The organism is Brachybacterium phenoliresistens (assembly GCF_000576425.1).
GTDB lineage: Bacteria > Actinomycetota > Actinomycetes > Actinomycetales > Dermabacteraceae > Brachybacterium > Brachybacterium phenoliresistens.
On sequence record NZ_KK069990.1, the window covers coordinates 231,173 to 252,986 of the forward strand.

The following is a 21,814-nucleotide window of genomic DNA, read 5'->3' on the forward strand; positions in this document are numbered from 1 at the left end:
CCGACCCGTGCCCGTCCCCGGCGTCCGGATCGAGTCGCCGCGTCAGCGCTTGGCGGCGCGGCGGGCCTCCTCGCGGGCCGCCTCCTTCGCGGCGTCCCGCAGCACCTTCTCGCTGAGCGGGGAGTCGGTGCTGGCCCGCTGGGCGCGGAAGTAGGCGGCCGCCTCCTCCTGCCGTCGCGCCTCGCCGCCGAGGGCGATCGGGGCGCGCACGTGCTCCGGGGCCAGGTCGAAGGCGGCGACGAGGTCCAGGGCGTGCGGTCGCAGCCGCCACAGCAGGCGACGCACCTCGGCCGCGACCTGCCGGCCGCGCTGGGCCGAGAGCATCCCGTCCAGCAGGAACCATGCGAGATCGGCCTGGACGAGGGAGAGCCCGAAGAGGTCGCGCAGGTCGGTGAGCACGGCGCGCGTGCCCTCGTCCTCGAAGCGCTCGATCGCGGCGGTGAAGGCGCGCCAGCGCAGCAGGTCCGCGTGGGCGCGGGCGGCGTCCAGCATCTCGATCTGGTGCTTGTTCACGAGCGCGGCGGCATCGGCCGGGCTCTGGCGGCCCGCCGGGCGCAGCGCCAGGGCGACCTCCTCGACCTTCACGCGCGCGCGGTCGGCGAGCAGGGCCTCCTGGAACTCGGCGTCCCGCAGGCTCTGGGAGGAGCGCTCGGCCCGGCCGGCGTCGGTGGCGGTCTGCACCAGGCGGTGCCAGGGGGTGTGGCGCCGGGCGAGGGTGTCGGCGCGCTGCGCGATGAACCGGCCGATCCCCGCCCGGTCGATGCTGCGCAGCTCCTGGCGGTAGTCGGTGAGCAGACGCTTGGCCACCAGCTGCAGCAGGATCGTGTTGTCGCCCTCGAAGGTGGCGTAGACGTCGAGGTCCTGGTGCAGGCCCACGAGGCGGTTCTCCGCCATGAAGCCGGCGCCGCCGCAGGCCTCGCGGCATTCCTGGATTGTGTCCAGGGCCAGGCGCGTGGAGGTGGGCTTGAGCGCGGCGGCGAGGGTCTCGAGGTCCTCCCGGGCCTCGGGGGTGTCCCCGCGGCCGGAGAAGACGTCGTCGAAGGCGTGCAGCAGCTCCTCGTGCGCGAAGGCGCCGGCGTAGGTCGCGGCGAGCTTGGGCAGCAGGCGGGCCAGGTGTGACTGGTAGTCCAGCAGCACCGTCTCCTCGGTGGGGGAGGCGGCGGTGAACTGGCGGCGCTGGGAGGCATAGGTGATCGCGATGTGCAGCGCGAGCTGCGAGGCGCGGATCGCCGAGCCGTCCAGGGACACGCGGCCCTGGACGAGGGTGCCGATCATGGTGAAGAAGCGCCGCCCGGGCGAGTCGATCGGCGAGGAGTAGGTGCCGTCGGGCGCGACGTCGCCGTAGCGGTTGAGCAGGTTCGTGCGCGGCACGCGGACGTGGTCGAAGGCCAGGCGGCCGTTGTCGATCCCGTTCAGGCCGCCCTTGGGGCCGTCGTCCTCGCTGCGCACTCCCGGGAGCAGCTCCCCGTCGGCATCGCGGACGGGCACGAAGAAGCAGTGCACGCCGTGGTCCACGCCGCGGGTGATCAGGCGCGCGAACACCGTGGCGGCGCGCGCGTGGATCGCCGCGTTGCCCAGGTAGTCCTTCCAGGCGGCGCGGAAGGGCGTGTGGATCACCCATTCCTCGGTCGCCTCGTCGTAGGTCGCCGTGGTGGCCAGGGACTGGACGTCCGAGCCGTGCCCGATCTCCGTCATCGCGAAGGCTCCCGGCAGCGCGAGGCTCATCGCGTCCGGGATCCACGCCCGGTGGTGCTCCTCGGTGCCCAGCTGCAGGATCGCCGAGGTGAACAGGCCCCACTGCACCCCGGCCTTGATCTGCAGGGACGGGTCGGCCAGGACCAGCTCCTCGAAGGAGGCCACGTTGCCGCCGTTGTCGTTGGGCCCGCCCAGGGACTCGGGCAGCATGGGCAGGGAGACCCGGGCGTCGGCCAGGGTCTGCAGCTGCTCGAAGACGCGGGCGCGGTGCTCGGCCACGGTCGCGTCCAGCGGCCGATGCAGGGCGCTGCTGCGGGCCCGCTCGCGCGCCGCCCGGCGCAGCTCGGCCCAGTCGCCGAGCAGGGCCTCGGCGACCGCGTCGACGTCCAGGCGCGGCGCGCCGGCCGCGGGGACGGGGATCGGGCCGGTGGGGTCAGCGGTGCCGCGCGGGATGCCGCGGGGGTCGGATGCGGTGGAGGTGGTCGTGGACGTCAATGTCGCATTCCCTTCATGAGCCAGGTGACGAGGTGATCGATGAGCTGGTCGTCGGTGATGGTGCCGCCGGCCGGGCCGGAGGTCCGGTCGGTCATCCAGCGGTCCACGGCTCCGCGCACGAAGCCGACCGCTCCCGCCGCCCACACCTCGGGGGAGGGGGAGCTCTCGGGGACCGCCGCCGCGACCAGGCGCGCGGTGGAGGACAGGAAGTGGTTCAGGCCGTCGCTGGGCCGGGTGACGAAGCGGTAGACGTTCGGGGAGCTCTCCGCCGTGGAGACGTAGGCGGAGATCATCACGCGGATCCGGGCCTCCGCGTCGACGGCGCCGCCGGCCTCCTGCTCGAGGCGGGCGATGCCCTCGACCAGCTGGCGGTGCATGTCGGAGAGGATGTGCATGCCGATCGCCCGCTGCAGCTGCGCCTTGTCGGTGAAGTACCGGTAGACGATGGACTTCGACGTCCCCGAGGCGACGGCGATGTCCTCCATGGTGACGTCGGGGCCCTGGGCGTGGATGAGCTTGCGGGCCACGCGCAGCATCTCGGCCCGGCGCGTCTCGCGGTGCGCCGCCCAGCGGGCGGAGCGGCCGTCGACCGCGGGGGCGGCGGGGGAGGCGCCCTCGCCGGGGGCGGCGAGGCCGTCCAGCGGCTCGGGCCCCTCGTCGCGCGGCGCGGCGGGATCCCCGGGCGCGATGCCGGGAGGGGGATCCGCGGGCGCCGCGGAGGACGCCGTCGAGGCGGACGGCGCGGAGGACCCGGACGGCGGAGAAGGTTTCACGGGACCAAGGGTATCAAGTACCGTCGGTTCCAGGTAGTCTCTGTCACGTCCGATCCGGTGCGGCAGCAGACGTGCCGGTGCCGATCCGCCGTCCGATCCGAAGAGGTGTCCCGTTCCGTGACCAGCCCCGCCAGCTCCTCCGCCGATCCCATCGAGCCCCTCGGCGCCCCCGCCGAGCCCGCCGGGCCGGGCGAGCCCTCCCGTCCCGCATCCCCCGGCCGCCCGGCGGAGCCCGCCGGCGGCATCGGCCCCGACGAGGGCCGCAGCGCCCTGGACCTGCGGCGCACCCCCGAGGTGCGCGATGCCTACGTCCTCGGCGGGAACCGCATCCCCTTCGCCCGCGCGGGCGGCGCCTACGCCGGCGTGTCCAACCAGGACCTGCTGACCGCCGCCCTCGACGGCCTCGTCGCCCGCTTCGGCCTGCAGGGCGAGATGCTGGGCGAGGTCGCCGGCGGCGCCGTCCTCAAGCTCGCCGGGGACCTCAACCTCACCCGCGAGAGCGCGCTGGGCACGCCGCTGGACCCGCGCACCCCGGCCCTGGACCTGTCCAAGGCCTGCGCGACGGGGCTGGAGACGGTCATGCACGTGAGCAACCGGATCCGCCTGGGGCAGATCGACTCGGCGATCGCCTGCGGCGTGGACTCCGCCTCGGACTCGCCGATCGAGGTCACCCCGCGCCTGCGCCGCCTCCTGCACCGCCTGAACGCCGCACGCAGCCTCCCGCAGCGCCTCTCCGTGCTCGCGGGCGCGCGCCCCGGGGACCTGGCGCCCGTGCCACCGCGCAACTCCGAGCCCCGCACGGGCCTGTCCATGGGCGAGCACCAGGCCGTCACCACCGCGCAGTGGGGCATCAGCCGCCAGGCGCAGGACGAGCTGGCCCTCGCCTCGCACCGCGCCCTGGCCGCCGCCTACGAGTCCGGCTTCCTCGACGACCTCGTCACCGGGTACCGGGGCATCGGCCGGGACACCAACCTGCGCCCCGACTCGAGCCTGGAGAAGCTGGCCTCGCTCAAGCCCGTGTTCGGCCTGGGCAGCCCGGCCGTCGCCGAGCCGACCATGACCGCCGGCAACTCGACGCCGCTGACCGACGGGGCCTCCGCCGTGCTGCTCGGCAGCCGGGACTGGGCCGCGGCCCGCGGCCTGACGCCCCTGGCGCGGGTGGTCGACGCCCGCAGCGCCGCCGTGGACTTCGCCCACGGCGAGGAGGGCCTGCTGATGGCCCCGGCGTACGCCGTGCCGGAGCTGCTGGACGCCCACGGCCTCGCGCTCGCCGACATCGACCTGTACGAGATCCACGAGGCCTTCGCCGCGACCGTGCTCTCGACCCTCGCCGCCTGGGAGTCCGAGGACTTCTGCCGCGACCGCCTGGGCCGCACGGCGCCGCTGGGATCGATCGACCGCTCGCGGCTGAACGTCACCGGCTCCTCCCTCGCGGCGGGGCACCCCTTCGCCGCCACCGGCGGGCGCATCGTCGCCACCCTCGCCAAGCTGCTGCACCAGCGCGCCCGCGAGACCGGGCGCAGCCAGCGCGGCCTCGTCTCGATCTGCGCGGCCGCCGGCCAGGGGACCGTCGCCCTGCTCGAAGCCGACCCCGCCTGAGCCCCCACCCGAACAGGAGAACGACCGTGGTCGACGCCTATACCCGTCTGGTCCGCACCGCCCCCGGGCGCGCCCTCGCCGCCCGTACCGGCCTGCCCCGCCCGTCGCACCTCCCGCGCCGCGCGGAGCGGCCCCAGCCCGTGCTCGACCCCGTGGTCGTGCTGGGCTCCGGGGAGGGGGCCGAGCAGATCACCGGCACCCTGCTCGGCTGGGGCGCCGATGTCCGCCGCCGCTTCGCCGAGACCGAGCACCCCGGCAGCGTCGTGATCGTCCTGGACGCGATCGAGCGCCCCGAGGACATCGGCCCGCTCGTGCTGCCCCTGGCCGAGGCCATGCGCGGCCTGGCCGCCGGCGCCCGGGTGGTGACCGTCTCCCGCCCCGCCGCAGGCCAGGACCCGTCCCGGGACGCGGCCCGCGGCGGGGTCGAGGGGTTCGTGCGCAGCCTGGGGCACGAGATGCGCCGGGGATCCACCGCCAACGGCCTGCTGGTCGCCGACGGCGTCGCGCTGGACGCCCCGTCGGTGACCGGAGCCCTGCGCTTCCTCCTCTCGGCGCGCAGCGCCTTCGTCGACGGCCAGCTGCTGCGGATCGACGCCGCCGGCGCCGCGCTCCCGGAGAGCTGGGAGGCGCCGCTGGCCGGGCGCACGGCCCTGGTCACCGGCGCCGCCCGCGGCATCGGCGCGGCGATCGCCCGCACCCTCGCCGCCGACGGCGCCCGGGTGGTGCTGCTGGACGTGACCGCGGCGGGCACCGAGCTCGCGCGCCTGGCCAACGAGCTGCGCGGCGTGCCCGTGCAGCTGGACGTCACCGCGGCCGATGCCGGGGACCGCCTGGCCGCCTTCCTGCGCGAGCGCGGCCTCCGCCTGGACATCGTGGTGCTCAACGCGGGCATCACCCGCGACCGCATGTTCGCGAACATGGCGCCGGACCGCTGGGACCCGGTGATCGCGGTGAACATCGCCAGCCAGATCAGCCTCATGCGCGACCTGCTGGCCGCCGATGCCCCGGCCGCCGAGGCCTCCGGGTCGGCCGATGCCCCTGCGGCGGCCGATGCCTCCGCGGCGGGTCGGTCCGCGGCGGCCCCGGTGCTCGGGGACGAGCTGCGCGTGGTGTCCCTGGCCTCCACCAGCGGCATCGCCGGCAACCGCGGGCAGTCCAACTACGCCGCCTCCAAGGCCGGGGTGATGGCCTTCGTCGAGGCGCTCGCCGGGCAGCTCGAGGAGCGCGGCGGCACCGCCAACGCCGTCGCCCCCGGCTTCATCGAGACCGAGATGACCCGGAAGATCCCGCCGCTGCAGCGCGAGGTCGCCCGGCGCATCAGCTCCCTCCAGCAGGGCGGGCTGCCCGTCGACGTGGCCGAGGCCGTCGCCTTCCTCGCCTCCGGCCCGGCCGGCGGCGTGCGCGGGCAGACGCTGCGCGTGTGCGGCCAGCACATGGTGGGACGGTGACGGCGTGGTCGAGCTGAACCGCCGCCGGACCTCCGCCGCGCCGGGCCCGGAGCGGGCCCGCATGCTGCGTGAGGTGCCGTCCTTCCCCGCCATCTACGCCGCGGCGCTGCGGCCCCGCCCCGGCATGCGTCGCAGCACCGAGCTGCCCGGCACGGCCCTCGGCGTCTCCTCCGTGCGGATCGACGCGCAGCGCGCCGCCGCCTTCGACCACCTCATGGGCGGCCCGGCCACCGAGCTGGTCCATCCCGGGGTGCTGCACGTGCTCGCCTTCCCCGTCTCCCTGGCGCTGATGGCGCGCGGGGACTTCCCTTTCCCCCTGCTGGGGCTGGTGCACACCGCCAACCAGATGCTCCAGCACCGCCCCGTGCGGGTGGGGGAGCTGGTCGACGTCGAATGCCGCACCCGCGGCCTGCGCCCCCATCGTCGCGGCAGCACCTTCGAGGCCGTCTCCACCATCAGCTCCGGCGGGGAGATCATCGCGACCGACGTGTCCACCTATCTCGCCAAGGGCCGACGGTCCGGGACGCCCGGCGGCGATGCGGCATCGGCCGCCGCCGGACCGGGAGCGGCGCGCCCCTCCGGGACCTCGCCCGCCGCGGGCCCCGGGGAGGAGCCGGGGGAGCGCGCCCCCTTCACCGCCCCGATCCCCACGGGCCGATGGCGCCTGGGTGCGGACACGGGACGGCGCTACGCCGAGGTCTCCGGGGACGCCAACCCCATCCACATGTCCGCGCTCAGCGCCCGGGCGTTCGGCTTCCCCCGCGCGATCGCCCACGGGATGTACACCGCCTCGCGGGCCTTCACCGAGTCCCGCGCCGACCTGACCCGGCCGCTGCGGTGGGACGTCGAGTTCGGCGCCCCCGTCACCCTGCCCGGGACCGTCCTGGTGCGCTACGAGGAGGACCGGGAGGCCGGCAGCACGCGCGGCATCGGCTGGCGCCCCGCGACGGGCGACCGTCCGGCGCGACGCTGCTTCACCGTGGACGTCACCGCGCTGAGGTGAGAAGGTCGCGGCATGCGCATCCTCCTCACGAGCTTCGGGACCCGCGGCGACGTCCAGCCCTACGCCGCCTTCGCCGCGGCCCTCGCCGATGCCGGCCACCAGGTCACCCTCGCCGTCCCCTCCGCCCTCGCCGACCTCGTCCCCGCTGCGGGGCGAGGCGGCGGCGGGGCCGGCCCGGCGGGCCGCGTCACCGTCCGCCCCGCCGGTGACGAGATGCTGCGCATGATCCGCGACGTCATGCCGCAGATGTCCGGGGCGGCCGACGGGCTCCGGAGCTTCCGCGCGATGAAGAGCGCCATGCGCGAGCACCTCGAGGAGACCTGGCAGGCCGCGCTGCAGCAGCAGGCCGAGGACGGCGGCGTCGATGTCGTCGTCCACCACGCCAAATGCCTCGGCGGCCCCCACATCGCCGAGAAGCTCGGCATCCCCGCGGTGCTCACCCTGCCGCTGCCGTTCTACACCCCCACCTCGGCGTACCCGGTGCCCTTCTTCGGCGGAGCGGACCTGGGGGCTCGCGGCAACCGCGCCAGCTACGCGATGGGCCGCGCCGGGAACGCGCTGTACGCGCCGATGCTCTCGGCGTTCCGCGCCCGGATCGGCCTGCCGGGCCGCGTGGGGCGGCTGGAGGACCCCCTGCGCACCCCCGACGGCTCCGCCGGGCACGTGCTGTATCCCTACAGCCGGCACGTCCTGCCCGTCCCGCCGGACTATCCGAGCACGGCGCACGTGCCCGGCTACTGGTTCCTGCCCGAGCAGGAGGAGGCCCTCGCCCCCGAGGTCGAGGAGTTCCTCGCCGCCGGGGAGGCGCCGGTCTACATCGGGTTCGGGTCCATGGGCTTCGGCAAGGGAGCCCAGGAGCGGCGCGACGCCGTCCTCGGGGCCCTCGCCGCGACGGGGCTGCGCGGCATCGTGGCCACCGGCTGGGGCGGCATGACCCCCGGCGCCTCGGACCGCGAGGACGTGCTCGTCGTCGAGGGCGCCCCGCACGGTGCGCTGTTCCCGCGCTGCGCCGCCGTCGTCCATCACGGCGGCGCCGGCTCCACCGCCGCCGGCCTGCGCGCCGGCCGGCCCACCCTCATCGTGCCGTTCCTCGGCGACCAGCCGTTCTGGGGCGCGCGCCTGCGCGAGCTCGGCGTGTCCCCGCGGCCGCTGCCGCCGCGCCGCCTGGGACAGGACCTGGCCGCCCGCCTCGGCGAGCTGGTCGGCACGCCCGCCTACGCCCGGCGCGCCGACGAGGTCGGGCAGCGCCTGCGCGCCGAGGACGGGCTGGGGGAGGGCGTGCGCATCCTCGAGGAGATCGTCGCCGCCGGCTGAGAGCCCGCAGCGTAAGCCGCGGCGCCCCGCAGCAGGCTGCCTCGGGCGGTGCCTCGGGGCGCCTCGGGCCGCGGTCACCGCAGGCGCGGCAGGCCCTCCCGCAGGGTCTCGAGCAGATGGGCGATCACCGCAGGGGCGTCGGGATCCTCCATCAGGGCCACGTTCGGGGGCCGGCCCCATCGGCCCAGACGGTCGCCGACGGTCTGGCCGCGCGTGAGCGTGCCGGCCAGCTCCACGTCGACGGCGAGAGGCACCGTGCGGGCCAGCTGCGGCTCCAGGGCATGGGCCGCCACCAGCGGGTCGTGCACATGGGCCATCCAGCCGAAGCCGTCGGCCCGATGGAACTCGAAGTACCACCGGAACGCCTCCAGCAGCAGCGGGATCACCGGATGGTCGGCGGTGCCGGCCAGGGCATCGAGGGTGTCCTGGTGGAACTCGACGGACTCCGTCGCATCCAGCGGCGCGAGCACGGGCGGCCGCTCGGCGGCGGAGAAGGCCGCGAGGGTGCGCTGGGCCGCATCGGGATCCACCGCCACGTTCCACTCGGTGGTCGGGGCCGTGTTGCCGCGGTGGTTGATCGCCCCTCCCATGATGTGCAGGCGGCGCAGCAGCCGCGGCAGCTCCGGCTCGATCTCGAGGGCCAGGGCCAGATTGGTGTGCGGGCCCAGCACGAGCCCGACCAGCTCCCCGGGATGCTCGCGGGCGGCGTCCACCCACAGCCGGGCACCGCTGCGCGGATCCTCCCGGCGGCTCGGATCCGCCGTCACCGCGTGCCCGAGGCCCTGCGGGCCGTGGGTGTCATCGGCCGTCATCAGCTCCGCCACCAGGGGAGCGGCGCTGCCGCGCGCGACCGGGGCCGGGATGCGCAGCATCTCGGCCAGGATCAGGTTGTTGCGGGTCACGGCGTCCACGTCGACGTTGCCCGCGGTCGAGACGATCCCCGCGAGCTCGACGTCCTCGCGGCAGGCGAGGTAGGTCAGGGCCAGGGCGTCGTCGATGCCGGTGTCGCAGTCCACGAGGAGGGGGATCGTCATGCTCCGATGGTACGGATCGCCCGAGGGTCTGCGCGCCCTGCCGACGCGGCGCTCCGGCGCCGCGGAGGCCTCGCCGCAGCACCCGAGCGCCGGTAGAGTCATCGGATGTCTCATCGGACACCCCGTGCAGAGCCTCCCTCCGCCGGCCCGCCTCCCGGGAGCGCATCGCGCTCCGACGCCGGCCGGGACGCGCCGGCGCACCTCGCGGTCGGCGAGCCCGCCCGGCTCCCGTACCACGCCCTGATCTGGCTGGCCGTGGCCACCTTCAGCACCGGCATCGACGGGTACGTGCTGGCGGGCCTGCTCCCGGACATCGCCCGGGACCTCTCCGTGAGCGAGGCCGTCGCCGGGCAGCTGGTGACCGCCTTCGCGCTCACCGCCGCGCTCGCCGGCCCGCTGCTCGGCGCCCTCACGAGCGGCCGCGAGCAGCGCGCCACCATCATGGCGGCCCTCGCGGCCTTCATCGCCGGCAACGTCGTCAGCGCCCTCGCCCCGACCTACGCGGTCGCCCTCGGCGGCCGGATCATCGCGGCCCTCGGCGCCTGCATCCTCGGAGCGGCCGTCACCGGCTACGTCGTCCACCTCGTCCCCGAGCGCTCCCGGGGCCGCGCCCTGTCCTTCGTCCTCGGCGGCTGGATGACCGCCACCGCGCTCGGCGTGCCCGTCGGCCTGCTGCTGGGCCAGAGCAGCTGGCGCGTCCCCCTGCTCATGGTCGCGGCCGTCGGCACCCTCGCCCTCATCGGGATCGCCGCGCGGCTGCCGGCCCTGCGCTACCCGCCGACCCGTCTGCGCGAACGCCTGCAGCCGCTCCTGCGACCACGCCTGGTCGCCGGACTGCTGGTCTCCACCGGCGTGCTCTGCGCCAGCTACACCTGCTTCACCTATGCGGTGCTGATCCTCGGACCGGTCCACCCGCAGGCCGGGGCGATCATCCTCATCATGCTCGGCTACGGGCTGGCCAGCATGCTCGGCAACGCCGTCAGCGGCCGCCTGGTGGACCGCTTCGACCCGGTGCGGGTGCTCACCGCGATCCTCCTCGTCCTGCTGGCCGATGCCGTCCTCGCCGGCACCGCCTTCTCGGTCCTCGGCGCGAGGGCGATGGCCGCGGCGACCCTGGCATGGTTCCTCCTCGCCGGGATCGGCAACGGCGCCCACGCGGTCCCGCAGCAGGCGCGCCTGGCCGCGATGGCCCCGGCCTCGGCGAGCGTCGTGATGGCGCTGAACGCGAGCGCGATCCCCCTGGGCGTCGCCCTCGGCGGCGGCGCCGGGGGCCTGGGCCTCGCCCTGGGCATGGAGGCCGTCCAGCTGCCGTGGATCGCCGCGACCCTGCTCACGGCCACGCTCGCCCTGCACCTGGTGGTGGCCCGATGGTCCCGCCGACCTCATAGACTCCCGGGATGAGCACCCCCGAGCCGGCCGAGACCTTCCTGCACCAGAGCGATCGCGTGATCCTCGAGCACGCCCTCGCGGAGCCGGAGGGCGGCGCCGGTCGCGACCTGATCGTCCTCGAGGACGCCTCGGGCGAGCTCACCGCCCGGGCTCTCGACGCCGCCGTGGCCCGGCCCGGCGCCCGCGTCATCGGCTGGAGCGCCTCCCACCGCCTCACCGCAGCGCTGCGCGAGCGCTTCTCCGCCCAGATCGCCGCGGGGTCGCTGATCCTCCCTGCGGCCGACGGCGAGCCGACCCCGCTCGTCGACCACCTCGCGGCTGCGACGTCCGCCGCATCGGCCCCCGCTGCGGGCGCTCCGACCGCCGCAGCGGACGCGGCTGCGGACGCGACGACCTCACCGGATGGCGGCGCGGCGACCTCCGCTGGCGGCGACCTCCTCGCCTTGATGCGCCTGCCCAAGGCCCTGCGCGAGCTCGATGCCCGGGCCCGCGAGCTCGCCGTCCACGCCCTCGCCACCGGCGCCGAGCTCGAGCTGGTCGCCGGCGGGCGCGTCAAGCACATGTCCCGCTCGCAGAACGAGACCCTCGCCAGGACCTTCGCGGAGGTCGCGGCCTCCCGCGGGATCGGCAAGTCCCGGGCGCTGGCGGCCTGCGGGCCCCGCCCGGGCACGCGCCTGCTCGAGCCCGCGCGCGGCGCCGCCCGGCTGCGCGTGCGCGGCCAGCAGCGGGAGATCCCGCTGCGCGGCGTCGGCGGCGTGTTCGGATCGGCCTCGGCCGATGCCGGAAGCGTGCTGCTGGTGGAGACCCTCGACGCCGGCATCGCCTCGCTCGAGGGCGTCGAGCGGGCGATCGACCTCGGCGGCGGCAACGGGCTGATGACCGCCTATCTCGCCGCGGCCCTCCCCGACGCGCAGGTGCTCTCCAGCGATGACGACGCCGATGCGGTCGCCTCGGCCCGGCTCACCCTCGCCGCGGCCGGCCTCGCCCGGGACGGCGTGAGCGTGCGCTGGGACGACGCCCTCTCCCAGGAGGAGCCGGCCAGCGCGGACCTCCTCGTGCTCAACCCGCCCTTCCACGACGGCACCGCGGTGGACGCCACGCTCGTCCAGGAGCTCCTCGACGCCGCCGCCCGCGTGCTGCGCCGCGGCGGCCAGCTCTGGATGGTCCACAACTCCCACCTGCGCTACCGCCCCGAGCTCGAGCGACGCGTGGGCCGGGTCCAGCAGGCATCCCGGGACCGCCGATTCACGGTCCTCGTCGCCACCCGCGCCTGACCGGGGCTATTTCGTCGGGCGGGGTCGGTCCAGCTGTTCCCGTCGGGCAAGCCAGATCCGGGTGACCTGTCGACCGGGACCGGCTCGTAGGCCGTTTCCGTCGGCCGTCCCGGAGCGGGGCACGGCAGCCGTGTCGGGAGATCTCTCATCCCGCGTCGCCACGGGAAGGTGGAGGACTCGCTGCGCCACGAGCACGGGGGACTGCGCACGGGTGGAGCAACGAGCGGAGTAAAGACGTCGCATCGAGAACGAGCGGAGTGAACCCGTCGCTTCCCGGACAGGAAGCGACGGGTTCACTCCGCTCGATGGCGTTGCGACGACATCACTCCGCTCGATTCCGACACGAGCGCGGGTCGGCGTCAGGACCCTGAGATTCCGGCGGTGGCGTTCCGGACCGGAGGACTCGGTCGTGGGGCCGGGTCGTAGTCGGCGTCGGGGACCTCAGACGTCGAGGGGCCTCAGGCGGTGAGCGCGGTGAGGACCGAGGTGAAGAATCCCAGGCCGTCGGTGCCGGTGCGGGTGCCGCGGCCCGGCTCGTCGGGGCCGAAGCCGGACTCCACGGCATGCTCGGGATGCGGCATGAGGCCGACCACGTTGCCGTACTCGTTGGTGATGCCGGCGATGCCGTTCCAGGAGCCGTTGGGGTTCTCCTCGAAGCCGACCGGACCGTGGGTCGCGCCCTCGGTGTAGCGGAAGACCACGCGGCCCTCGCCCTCGAGCTCGTCCAGGGTCTTCGCATCGGCCACGAACTGGCCGTCCTGGTTCTTCAGGGGGATGCGGATGACCTGGTCCTTCTCGTACGCCGTGGTCCAGGCGGTGCGGTTGTTCTCGACCCGCAGCGGCTGGTCGCGGCAGATGAAGGAGCGGTGCGCGTTCTTGATCATCGAGCCCGGCAGCAGATGCGTCTCGCACAGGATCTGGAAGCCGTTGCAGATGCCCAGCACCGGGATGCCGCCCTTGGCGGCGTCGACGACCTTCTCCATCACCGGCGCGAAGCGGCTGATCGCTCCCGCGCGCAGGTAGTCGCCGTAGGAGAACCCGCCGGGCAGGACCACGGCGTCGACCTCCTGGAGGTCGTCATCCCCGTGCCACAGCGGCACGGCCTCGGCGCCGGCGATCCGCACGGCGCGCAGCGCATCCCGGTCGTCGAGCGTCCCGGGGAAGGTGACCACGCCGATGCGCATCAGTGCGCCGCCTCGCCCTCGACCTCGACCTGGACGACGTCCTCGATCACGGGGTTGGACAGGAGGGTGGCGGCGGCCTCGCGGATGGTGGCGAGGACCTCGTCGGTCACGGCGCCCTCGACCTCGAGCTCGAAACGCTTGCCCTGGCGCACCGAGGCGATGCCCTCGAAGCCGAGGCGGGGCAGGGCGCCGGCGACGGCCTTGCCCTGGGGGTCGAGGATCTCTGGCTTCGGCATCACGTGCACGACGACGCGCGGCATGGATTCTCCCTGGGGGACGGGCTGAGGGCACAGGGGTGCCTCGGCCGATTTCGTAGGTGCGGCTCCGTCATTCTAGGCGGTGGCCGGCACTGCTCGCGGCGACGTCCGGACGGCGGCGCGCCCGTCGGCGTCCGGTGCTCCCGTCGGCGTCCGGCGGTCCCGGCGGACGCGGCAGGGAGCATCGGCCGGGATCGACGGGCCGTGCGCTCCCCACGAAGGTCACGACTGGGCTACGGTGCAAGGCAGAGCGCGGGGGACGTGCGCCCGCATCGGTCCGGGGCGGCGACCCCGGAGCGCGGAACAGCCGGACCGCGGCACGCCCGGACCGCAGGGGACGGGGTCGCGGAGGACCACAGCTGCGGGGCACGGGACCGCGCAGGACGAGGACCGCGGAGGACCAGACCGCGGAGGAATCGAGGAGCACGCCATGAAGATCCGACATCTCGGCCATTCGTGCCTGCTGGTGCAGGCGGCAGGGAGCACCCTCCTCATCGATCCGGGCGGCTTCAGCGACCCGTCGGCCGGCGAGGCCACCGGGGTGGACGCCGTCGCCATCACGCACCAGCACCCCGATCACGTGGACCCGGGGCTGCTGGCCCGGGTGCTCGCGGCGAACCCGGGCATCCCCGTGATCGCCGAGCCGCAGACCGCGCAGAACCTCGAAGGGGCCGAGGAGCTGGCCGCCGCCCGGCAGGCGGGCACCGAGGTCATCTCGCTGGCCGCCGGTCAGGAGCTCGCCATCGGCCAGACCACGCTGTCGGCCATCGGCGGCGACCACGCCGTGATCCACCCGGACATCCCGCGCGTCGGCAACATCGGCCTGGTGCTCACCGGGCCCGGCGAGCCGCGCCTGGGCGTGACCGGGGACAGCCTCGAGCCGCTGCCGGAGCTGCGGGGCATCGACGTGCTCGCCTTCGCGCTGGTCGCGCCGTGGTCGAAGATGCGCGAGACCATCGACTTCCTCCGCGAGGTCGCCCCGCGCCTGGCGCTGCCGGTGCACGACGCCGTGGCCAGCGCCGCGGGCCGGGCGATCTACATCCGCCAGGCGACGGCGCTCGCCCCCGAGGGCACCGAGGTGCGCGACTGGGACGAGACGCGACAGGTCGAGGTCGGCTGAGCGGCCGGCCCCGGCCCGTCGGCGGTCAGGCGAAGCGGCGACCGGTGAGCCGCTCGAAGGCCTCGATGTAGCGGTCGCGGGTGGCGGCGACGATCTCCTCGGGCAGCACCGGCGGGGCGCCGGCGCCGCCGCGATCCCAGCCGGAGGCGGCCGAGGTCAGCCAGTCGCGCACGAACTGCTTGTCCAGGCTCTGCTGGACGACGCCCTCGCGGTAGCGGTCGGCGAACCAGAACCGCGAGGAGTCCGGGGTGAGGACCTCGTCGCCCAGGGTCAGGGCGCCGCTGCTGCGGTCGTGCCCGAACTCGAGCTTGGTGTCCGCGATGATCAGGCCCTGCTTGGCGGCCACGTCCTGGGCGCGCCGGTAGATCGCCAGCGTGAGCTCCTCGAGCTCGGCCACGAGCTCGTCGCCCAGGCGGGATCGGGCCTCGGCGACGGTGATGTTCTCGTCGTGGTCGCCCTGCTCGGCCTTGGTCGCCGGGGTGAAGATCGGCTCCGGCAGGCGCGAGGACTCGGTCAGACCCGGGGACAGGACATGGCCGCCCACCGCGCCGCCGGCGCGGTAGTCCTTCAGGCCCGATCCCGTGAGATAGCCGCGGGCCACGCACTCCAGCGGCACCATGTCCAGGCCGGTGCAGCGCATGGCGCGGCCGGCGACCTGCTCGGGCACGTCGGTGTCCGAGATGACGTGGTGGGGCACCAGGTCCCCGAGCTGCTCGAACCAGAACATGCTGATGGCGGTGAGCACCCGGCCCTTGTCGGGGATGCCGGGCTGCAGGGAGAAGTCGTAGGCGCTGATGCGGTCGGTGGCGACCACCAGCACCTCCTGCGCCTCCTGGACCGGGGTTCCCGCGGGAACGTACAGCTCGCGGACCTTGCCGGAGACGGCGAGGTCCCAGCCGGGCAGCTGCGGGGCCTCCACGAGCGCGGTGCGGGCGGTGTCGGTGGTCATGCGTGGAGGGTCCCCTCGGCCGCCGCGAGGGCGATATCGGTGCGATGGTGGGCGCCGGCGAGGTCGACCGCATCGGCCGCCCGTCCGGCGAGGTCACGGGCGGAGGCGAGATCCGCGCCGGTGGCGACGACGGACAGCACACGGCCGCCGGCGCTGACCAGCGTGCCCGCCACGTCCCGGGCGGTGCCGGCGTGGATCGCGCTGGCGCCGAGCTCGGCGACGGCGTCCAGGCCGCCGATGGGATCGCCGGTGCGCGGGGCGGCCGGGTAGCCCATGGCCGCGATGACCACGGTCACCGCGGACTCCTCGGACCACTGCGGGGCCTCCTGCGCGGAGAGGTCGCCGCGGGCGGCGTCCAGCAGCAGCGGTGCCAGCGGGGTGGACAGGCGCTCCAGGACGACCTGGGTCTCCGGATCGCCGAAGCGGGCGTTGAACTCGACCACGCGCAGACCCCGCGCGGTGAGGGCGAGGCCGCAGTAGAGGATGCCGACGAAGGGCGTGCCCCGGCGGGCCATCTCGTCGACGGTGGGCTGGGCGACGGTGCGCACCACGTCCTCGACCAGGCGCGGCGGCGCCCACGGCAGCGGCGAGTACGCGCCCATCCCGCCGGTGTTGGGGCCCGCGTCGCCGTCCAGGGCGCGCTTGAAGTCCTGGGCCGGGGCCAGCGGGACCACGCGCTCCCCGTCGCAGACCACGAACAGGGAGACCTCGGGGCCGTCGAGGTACTCCTCGAGGACCACGCTGCCGCCGGCGGCGATGACGGACTCGCCGTGGGCGAGCGCCTCGGCGCGATCCTCGGTGACCACGACACCCTTGCCCGCGGCGAGGCCGTCGGCCTTGACGACGAAGGGGACGTCGCCCAGCGGGTTGACGCGCTCGAGGCCCGCGGCGAGCTCGGCGGCGTCCTGGACGCTCACGCTGCGCGCGGTCGGCACGCCGGCGGCGACCATGACCTCCTTGGCGAAGGTCTTGGATCCCTCCAGGCGGGCGGCCTCGGCGCTGGGGCCGAACACGGTGTGGCCGTGCTCGCGCAGGAGGTCGGCCAGGCCCGCGACGAGCGGGGCCTCCGGGCCGACGACGACGAGGTCGGGCCGCAGCTCGTCGGCGAGGGCGGCCAGGCCCTCGAGGTCGCCGAGGGCGACGTCGTGGCAGGCGGCGAGCTCGGCGATGCCGGGATTGCCGGGGGCGGCGTGCAGGTCAGGAGCAGGGGTGTCGCGGGCGAGCCGGCGCACGATGGCGTGCTCGCGGCCGCCCGAACCGATGACGAGGATCTTCACCGGGCCCACTGTACCGATTCGTGCGCGTATCGGACCGTCCCGTCCGTATGGTCCACATGGCGGACGAAACCCCTGGTCAGCGGGGGAAGGTCGGTCGGCCTCCATGCCGGCCCGGTACAGTCCCGGGCCATGCCCCATCCCGAGGTCCGCCCCGAGCCCCGCCCCGGCGCGGCCGCCGCGCCCCGGCGTCTGCGCCTGGATCTCTCCTACGACGGCACCGACTTCCACGGCTGGGCTACGCAGCCCGGCCAGCGCACCGTGCAGGGCGTCCTCGAGGAGGCCCTCGCGCGGGTGGCGCGGGTGCCCGTGAGCGTCACCGTCGCCGGCCGCACCGACGCCGGGGTCCACGCCCGCGGCCAGGTGGTCCACCTGGACCTGCCGCCCGAGGCGCTCGCGGCGCTGCCCGGCCGGTCCGACCGCACCCCCGCCCAGGCGCTGGTCACCCGCCTCGGGGGCGTGCTTCCGGCGGATCTCGTCGTCCACGAGGCGCGCCCGGTCCCAGCGGCGTTCGATGCGCGGTTCGGGGCGCTGTGGCGCCGCTACCGCTACCGCATCTCCGACTCGCCGCGCGGGCACGATCCGCTGCGCCGCGACGTGCTGCGGCATCGGCGGGAGCTGGATGTGGACGCGATGGCCGCCGCCAGCGCCGCCCTCCACGGCGAGCACGACTTCCTCTCCTTCTGCCGCCCGCGCGAGGGGGCGAGCACCGTGCGGACCCTGCGGGAGCTCAGCTGGATCCGCCCGGCGTCGGGGCGGGCCGATGCCGGCCTCGTGGTCGCCACGGTCGAGGCCGATGCCTTCTGCCATCACATGGTCCGCTCCCTGGTCGGGGCGATGCTCCAGGTGGGGGAGGGGCGGCGGGAGATCTCCTGGCCCGCCCGGGTGCTGGCGGCGGCGACCCGCGACTCCGGCGGGCGCGACGGGGTGGGCGCCGCGCCGATGTCCCCGCCGCAGGGGCTCACCCTCGAGCACGTCGCGTACCCGCCGGACGCCGAGCTCGCCGCGCAGTCCGAGCGTTCGCGGGTCTTCCGCGGCTGAGCCGCGCAGGCCCGGTCGGGCTGCGGGCGAGGGGAGCGCGCCGATGCGGACGCGGCCGACGGGAGCGCGCCGATGCGGGCACGGTCGACGGGAGCGCGGCCGACGGGGCGCGGCCGGCGCGGTCCCGGCCGATGCGGACGCGGCGGATGTGAGCGAAGACCCACCCCGCAGGCCCCGTCCTCGATTGACCGCCCCGAACGGCTGCCCCTAAGCTGGGGTGTCGTCGTGCCTCGATGCGCACCTCGCCCCCGCAGCCGGGCTCTCACACCCGGCGCGACACGAGGTCCTCACTCGCATCCTCGGCCGTCCCTCCAGGTACGCAGGGCCGGTGGCGGGCGCGACGTCTCGGTCATGCTTTATGCCAAAGGAAGCGTGTCCACGGTCCATCGAAACGTGCCGCCGGGCGACCGCCCGGGGCACCACGACGAGAGAAGAAGGCACGAGTGCGTACGTTCACCCCGAAGCCCGGCGATGTCGAGCGTTCCTGGTACGTCATCGACGCAACGGATGTCGTCCTCGGCCGGCTCGCTTCCCAGGCTGCTCAGCTGCTGCGGGGAAAGCACAAGCCGGTCTTCGCACCCCACGTGGATGCAGGCGACTACGTCATCATCATCAACGCTGACAAGGTTGCCCTGACCGGCAACAAGCGCGAGACCAAGCTGGCCTACCGTCACTCCGGCTACCCGGGCGGCCTGCGCGGCATCCCCTACTCGGAGCTGCTCGAGACCAAGCCCGAGCGCGCGGTCGAGAAGGCCATCCGTGGCATGCTCCCCAAGAACTCCCTGGCTGCCCAGCAGATCAAGAAGCTGAAGGTGTACCGCGGCGCGGAGCACCCTCACACGGCGCAGCAGCCCGTCCCGTTCACCATCGATCAGGTGGCGCAGTAAGCGGGGCCCCCCGCCCGCGCCCTGCCACACGGAACATTCAAGGAGACCCGTGACTGAGACCACCGCCCCTGAGGCCCTCGAGGAGATCACCGACGAGTCGGCTCCCTCCAGCTTCACCACCGAGTCCACCGAGGAGGCCGCTGTCGGCCGCGGCCAGTCCGTGACCGCCCCCGGCTACGGGACCGGCCGTCGCAAGGAGGCCGTCGCCCGCGTCCGCCTCGTGCCCGGCTCCGGCCAGTGGACCATCAACGGCCGCGCCCTCGAGAACTACTTCCCGAACAAGGTGCACCAGCAGGAGGTCAACGAGCCGTTCCGCGTGCTCGACCTCCAGGGCCGCTTCGACGTCATCGCCCGCATCCACGGCGGCGGCCCCTCGGGGCAGGCCGGTGCGCTGCGCCTCGGCGTCGCGCGCGCGCTGAACCAGATCGACGAGGACAACAACCGTCCGACCCTCAAGAAGGCCGGCTTCCTCACCCGCGATCCCCGCGTCATCGAGCGCAAGAAGGCCGGCCTCAAGAAGGCCCGCAAGGCCCCGCAGTACTCGAAGCGCTGATCGACACCCTCGATCCCGCGCACGCCCCGGACCCCGGCACCCTCGTGGTGCCGGGGTCCGGCGCGTTCGGGGACCGTTCCCGTGCGCGGCGGGGCCCTCAGGCTGCGGAGCGCCCGAACGGCGGCGCTCCGGCACGGCGCGGCCCGCCGGCGCTCCGGTACGGGGCGGTCCGCCGGCGCGAGACCCGATCGTGACCGGACGGCCCGACCCCCGGACGCCACAGTCGGCCCTCGTGCGCCCTGCTGGGATGGGCCGGGACGCACGCCCGTCCCGCATCGGCCCCCGCCGATGCGTCCCGAGAGCCGGAGGAGCGACATGATCGGCAAGCGCGAGGCAGGGGAGCAGATCGACGAGATCCGCCGGAAGGCCGGGATCAGCTGGGAGGACCTCGCCGGGCGCATCGGCCGCCCGCCGGTGTGGACCGCATCGGCCGTGCTCGGATCGCACCCGGTGCCCGCGGCCGAGGCGGAGATCCTCCGCGAGGCCCTCTCCCTGGACCCGGAGCTGGTGGACGCCCTCACCCGCCAGCCCACCCGCACCGCCGATCCCGCCGCAGCGGGCGACCCGACGATCTACCGGTTCCAGGAGCTGATCCAGGTGTACGGTCCCGCGCTGAAGGCCCTCATCCACGAGGAGTTCGGCGACGGCATCATGAGCGCCATCAACTGCAGCATCGACCTGCGGCGCGCCGAGCACCCCGGCGGGGACCGCGTCGTCCTGACCATCGACGGGAAGTTCCTGCCCTACGACTGGGTCAGCGCGCAGGGCTGAGACCGCTGCCGCGTGTGCGGTGCGCCGCCTGCCCCGTGCCGTGCACGGGCGCTTCGGCCCCGGGACGCTACGCTCATGTCGATACGCCGCTGCGCGGGAGGCCCCCGGTCTCCCGCCGCGGCACGCACGAGCACAGGGACGCGCTGCGCCGGGGACCCTCCGGCGGAGGGCAGGCAGGACGCAGCGCGCCCCAGGATCCACTGGAGGCAACGACCCATGGCACGACTCTTCGGCACCGACGGTGTGCGCGGCAGGGCCAACGACGACATCACCGCGGAGCTGGCCGTCGAGCTGTCCGTGGCCGCGGCCCACGTCCTGGGCTCCTTCGGCGCCTTCGACGGCCCGCGCGCCCGCGCGATCGTCGCCCGCGACACCCGCCCCTCGGGCGACTTCCTCTCCGCCGCCGTGAGCGCAGGCCTCGCCTCCGCCGGGATCGACGTCGAGGACGCGGGCGTGCTGCCCACCCCGGGGCTGGCCTACCTGGTCCAGTCCACCGGCGCGGATCTCGGCGTGATGATCTCCGCCTCCCACAACCCCGCCCCCGACAACGGCATCAAGTTCTTCGCCCGCGGCGGCAGCAAGCTCCCCGACGAGGTCGAGGACGCCATCGAGGCGCGCATGCACGAGCAGTGGGACCGCCCCCAGGGCGACCGGGTCGGCACCATCACGCAGTACCCCCACGCCGTGGACCAGTACGTCGGCCACCTCACCGGCACCCTCGAGCGGCCGCTGGACGGCCTGACCGTCGTCGCCGACTGCGCCAACGGCGCCGCCTACCTCACCGGCCCCGCCGCCCTGCGCGCCGCCGGCGCCACCGTGCACGTGATCGGCGACCGCACCGACGGGCGCCAGATCAACGAGGGCTGCGGCTCCACCCACCTCGAGGGCCTCGCCGAGGCCGTCGTGCGCCTGGGCGCGGACTGCGGCGTCGCCTTCGACGGCGATGCGGACCGCTGCCTGGCCGTGGACCACGAGGGCAACGTCGTGGACGGGGACCAGATCATGGGCATCCTCGCCCTCGCCCTCGACGCCCGCGGCGAGCTGCCCGACCGCACCCTCGTCGCGACCGTCATGTCGAACCTTGGCCTGAAGATCGCGATGCGCAACGCCGGGATCGCCCTCATCCAGACCGCCGTGGGCGACCGGTACGTCCTCGAGGAGATGAACCGCGGCGACCACCCGCTGGGCGGCGAGCAGTCCGGGCACGTGGTCATGAGCCGTCACGCCACCACCGGCGACGGCGAGCTGACGGCCCTCCACCTCCTCCAGCGCATGATCGACACCGGCAGCACCCTGCAGGAGCTCGCGAGCGTCGTCGAGCGCCTCCCGCAGGTCATGATCAACGTCAAGGGCGTCGACAAGGCTCGTGCCGGCGTGGACCACGGAGTCCGGGACGCCGTCGAGGCCGCGGAGGCCGAGCTCGGCGAGTCCGGCCGCGTGCTCCTGCGCCCCTCCGGCACCGAGCCCGTGGTGCGCGTGATGGTCGAGGCCGGCACCGCCGAGCAGGCCCAGCGCATCGCCGACCGGCTCGCCGCCGTCGTCGAGGAGCGCCTCGCCCTCTGACGCGGCCGATGGCCGATCGCCCGCCGGCGGGCGGGCATCGGGGGCTCTCTGCCTCCGATTCCGCGCCGATGCTCCACGGGCCGGCGTCGCGGGGGTCCTCTGCCCCGTTACCTTGTGAGGGCCCCGATGGTCGGGGTCTGGTCGCTCGGCCGGGTATGGCTTTGTTGCCCTGCCATCAATGGTCCGGGGGG

Annotated in this window: 19 protein-coding genes; 12 read left to right on the plus strand and 7 right to left on the minus strand. The window is 74.9% G+C overall.

What is annotated here, in order from left to right; genetic code table 11:
• Positions 1–42 precede the first annotated feature (42 nt).
• Together BF93_RS06370 and BF93_RS06375 are read right to left on the minus strand one after the other, a co-directional pair.
• Positions 43–2,190 carry an acyl-CoA dehydrogenase family protein gene (locus tag BF93_RS06370; RefSeq protein WP_038371371.1) on the minus strand — a complete coding sequence of 716 codons (2,148 nt, stop codon included), beginning with the start codon at positions 2,188–2,190 and terminating at the stop codon, positions 43–45.
• The gene (locus tag BF93_RS06375; protein ID WP_232226230.1) at positions 2,187–2,963 is read right to left on the minus strand and encodes a TetR/AcrR family transcriptional regulator; all 777 of its coding nucleotides are present in this window, start codon (positions 2,961–2,963) and stop codon (positions 2,187–2,189) included. The genes BF93_RS06370 and BF93_RS06375 overlap by 4 nt, the downstream gene beginning before the upstream one ends.
• Positions 2,964–3,233: 270 nt before the next feature.
• On the opposite strand from BF93_RS06375, the gene BF93_RS06380 reads away from it, so the two are divergent.
• From BF93_RS06380 to BF93_RS06395, 4 genes are read left to right on the plus strand one after another with little or no spacing between them, the layout of a single operon-like run.
• Positions 3,234–4,562 (plus strand): acetyl-CoA C-acetyltransferase, encoded by a 1,329-nt coding sequence (locus BF93_RS06380; protein WP_038371491.1) that lies wholly within the window; start codon positions 3,234–3,236, stop codon positions 4,560–4,562.
• 26 nt (positions 4,563–4,588) lie between these two features.
• Positions 4,589–6,010 (plus strand): SDR family oxidoreductase, encoded by a 1,422-nt coding sequence (locus tag BF93_RS06385; RefSeq protein ID WP_038371372.1) that lies wholly within the window; start codon positions 4,589–4,591, stop codon positions 6,008–6,010.
• 4 nt (positions 6,011–6,014) lie between these two features.
• Positions 6,015–7,013: a MaoC/PaaZ C-terminal domain-containing protein gene (locus BF93_RS06390; protein WP_232226220.1), complete on the plus strand. Its 999-nt coding sequence runs from the start codon at positions 6,015–6,017 to the stop codon at positions 7,011–7,013.
• Positions 7,014–7,025: 12 nt separating this feature from the next.
• The gene (locus BF93_RS06395) at positions 7,026–8,327 is read left to right on the plus strand and encodes a glycosyltransferase (RefSeq protein WP_038371373.1); all 1,302 of its coding nucleotides are present in this window, start codon (positions 7,026–7,028) and stop codon (positions 8,325–8,327) included.
• Between the two features lie 74 nt (positions 8,328–8,401).
• Here the strand turns inward: BF93_RS06395 and BF93_RS06400 are convergent, their stop codons facing one another.
• Positions 8,402–9,361 carry a nucleoside hydrolase gene (locus tag BF93_RS06400; protein WP_038371374.1) on the minus strand — a complete coding sequence of 320 codons (960 nt, stop codon included), beginning with the start codon at positions 9,359–9,361 and terminating at the stop codon, positions 8,402–8,404.
• 105 nt (positions 9,362–9,466) lie between these two features.
• Here BF93_RS06400 and BF93_RS06405 point away from each other — a divergent pair, with 105 nt between their 5' ends.
• Positions 9,467–10,762, plus strand: coding sequence for an MFS transporter (locus BF93_RS06405; RefSeq protein WP_084148317.1), 1,296 nt, complete (start codon positions 9,467–9,469; stop codon positions 10,760–10,762).
• A complete protein-coding gene (locus BF93_RS06410) occupies positions 10,759–12,024 on the plus strand; it encodes a class I SAM-dependent methyltransferase (protein WP_051486612.1) in 1,266 nt (421 codons plus the stop codon). Before BF93_RS06405 ends, BF93_RS06410 begins: the two co-directional genes overlap by 4 nt.
• Positions 12,025–12,482: 458 nt before the next feature.
• Here BF93_RS06410 and purQ read toward each other — a convergent pair whose 3' ends face one another.
• Both purQ and purS read right to left on the minus strand, forming a co-directional pair.
• Positions 12,483–13,208 (minus strand): phosphoribosylformylglycinamidine synthase subunit PurQ, encoded by a 726-nt coding sequence (gene purQ / locus BF93_RS06415; RefSeq protein WP_038371375.1) that lies wholly within the window; start codon positions 13,206–13,208, stop codon positions 12,483–12,485.
• Positions 13,208–13,468 (minus strand): phosphoribosylformylglycinamidine synthase subunit PurS, encoded by a 261-nt coding sequence (gene purS, locus BF93_RS06420; protein WP_038371376.1) that lies wholly within the window; start codon positions 13,466–13,468, stop codon positions 13,208–13,210. Before purS ends, purQ begins: the two co-directional genes overlap by 1 nt.
• Positions 13,469–13,895: 427 nt before the next feature.
• On the opposite strand from purS, the gene BF93_RS06425 reads away from it, so the two are divergent.
• On the plus strand, positions 13,896–14,585 hold the full coding sequence (locus BF93_RS06425) for an MBL fold metallo-hydrolase (protein WP_038371377.1): 690 nt from the start codon (positions 13,896–13,898) through the stop codon (positions 14,583–14,585).
• Positions 14,586–14,610: 25 nt separating this feature from the next.
• Here BF93_RS06425 and BF93_RS06430 read toward each other — a convergent pair whose 3' ends face one another.
• Positions 14,611–15,534, minus strand: coding sequence for a phosphoribosylaminoimidazolesuccinocarboxamide synthase (locus tag BF93_RS06430; protein WP_038371379.1), 924 nt, complete (start codon positions 15,532–15,534; stop codon positions 14,611–14,613).
• Positions 15,531–16,811, minus strand: coding sequence for a phosphoribosylamine--glycine ligase (gene purD / locus BF93_RS06435; protein WP_038371495.1), 1,281 nt, complete (start codon positions 16,809–16,811; stop codon positions 15,531–15,533). The genes BF93_RS06430 and purD overlap by 4 nt, the downstream gene beginning before the upstream one ends.
• A 129-nt stretch (positions 16,812–16,940) precedes the next feature.
• On the opposite strand from purD, the gene truA reads away from it, so the two are divergent.
• The 5 genes from truA to glmM all read left to right on the plus strand — a co-directional run bounded on the left by truA (position 16,941) and on the right by glmM (position 21,623).
• Entirely contained in the window at positions 16,941–17,849 is a 909-nt protein-coding gene (gene truA, locus BF93_RS06440) for a tRNA pseudouridine(38-40) synthase TruA (protein ID WP_038371380.1), read from the plus strand.
• Between the two features lie 443 nt (positions 17,850–18,292).
• Positions 18,293–18,736, plus strand: coding sequence for a 50S ribosomal protein L13 (gene rplM / locus BF93_RS06445; RefSeq protein ID WP_038371381.1), 444 nt, complete (start codon positions 18,293–18,295; stop codon positions 18,734–18,736).
• Positions 18,737–18,785: 49 nt separating this feature from the next.
• Positions 18,786–19,289 (plus strand): 30S ribosomal protein S9, encoded by a 504-nt coding sequence (gene rpsI, locus BF93_RS06450; protein WP_038371382.1) that lies wholly within the window; start codon positions 18,786–18,788, stop codon positions 19,287–19,289.
• A 315-nt stretch (positions 19,290–19,604) separates the two neighbouring features.
• Complete coding sequence (gene cynS, locus BF93_RS06455) at positions 19,605–20,060, plus strand: cyanase (protein ID WP_084148318.1); 456 nt, start codon at positions 19,605–19,607, stop codon at positions 20,058–20,060.
• A gap of 216 nt (positions 20,061–20,276) precedes the next feature.
• The gene (glmM, locus tag BF93_RS06460) at positions 20,277–21,623 is read left to right on the plus strand and encodes a phosphoglucosamine mutase (protein WP_038371384.1); all 1,347 of its coding nucleotides are present in this window, start codon (positions 20,277–20,279) and stop codon (positions 21,621–21,623) included.
• The last annotated feature ends 191 nt before the right edge of the window (positions 21,624–21,814 follow it).

Excerpts from the sequence above, each read along its gene's own strand:
- BF93_RS06425 (WP_038371377.1), top strand. The coding sequence starts at position 13,896 with ATGAAGATCCGACATCTCGGCCATTCGTGCCTGCTGGTGCAGGCGGCA.
- BF93_RS06430 (WP_038371379.1), bottom strand. The coding sequence starts at position 15,534 with ATGACCACCGACACCGCCCGCACCGCGCTCGTGGAGGCCCCGCAGCTG.
- BF93_RS06400 (WP_038371374.1), bottom strand. The coding sequence starts at position 9,361 with ATGACGATCCCCCTCCTCGTGGACTGCGACACCGGCATCGACGACGCC.
- cynS (WP_084148318.1), top strand. The coding sequence starts at position 19,605 with ATGATCGGCAAGCGCGAGGCAGGGGAGCAGATCGACGAGATCCGCCGG.
- purQ (WP_038371375.1), bottom strand. The coding sequence starts at position 13,208 with ATGCGCATCGGCGTGGTCACCTTCCCCGGGACGCTCGACGACCGGGAT.
- BF93_RS06410 (WP_051486612.1), top strand. The coding sequence starts at position 10,759 with ATGAGCACCCCCGAGCCGGCCGAGACCTTCCTGCACCAGAGCGATCGC.
- BF93_RS06405 (WP_084148317.1), top strand. The coding sequence starts at position 9,467 with ATGTCTCATCGGACACCCCGTGCAGAGCCTCCCTCCGCCGGCCCGCCT.
- BF93_RS06395 (WP_038371373.1), top strand. The coding sequence starts at position 7,026 with ATGCGCATCCTCCTCACGAGCTTCGGGACCCGCGGCGACGTCCAGCCC.
- glmM (WP_038371384.1), top strand. The coding sequence starts at position 20,277 with ATGGCACGACTCTTCGGCACCGACGGTGTGCGCGGCAGGGCCAACGAC.
- purS (WP_038371376.1), bottom strand. The coding sequence starts at position 13,468 with ATGCCGCGCGTCGTCGTGCACGTGATGCCGAAGCCAGAGATCCTCGAC.
- truA (WP_038371380.1), top strand. The coding sequence starts at position 16,941 with ATGCCCCATCCCGAGGTCCGCCCCGAGCCCCGCCCCGGCGCGGCCGCC.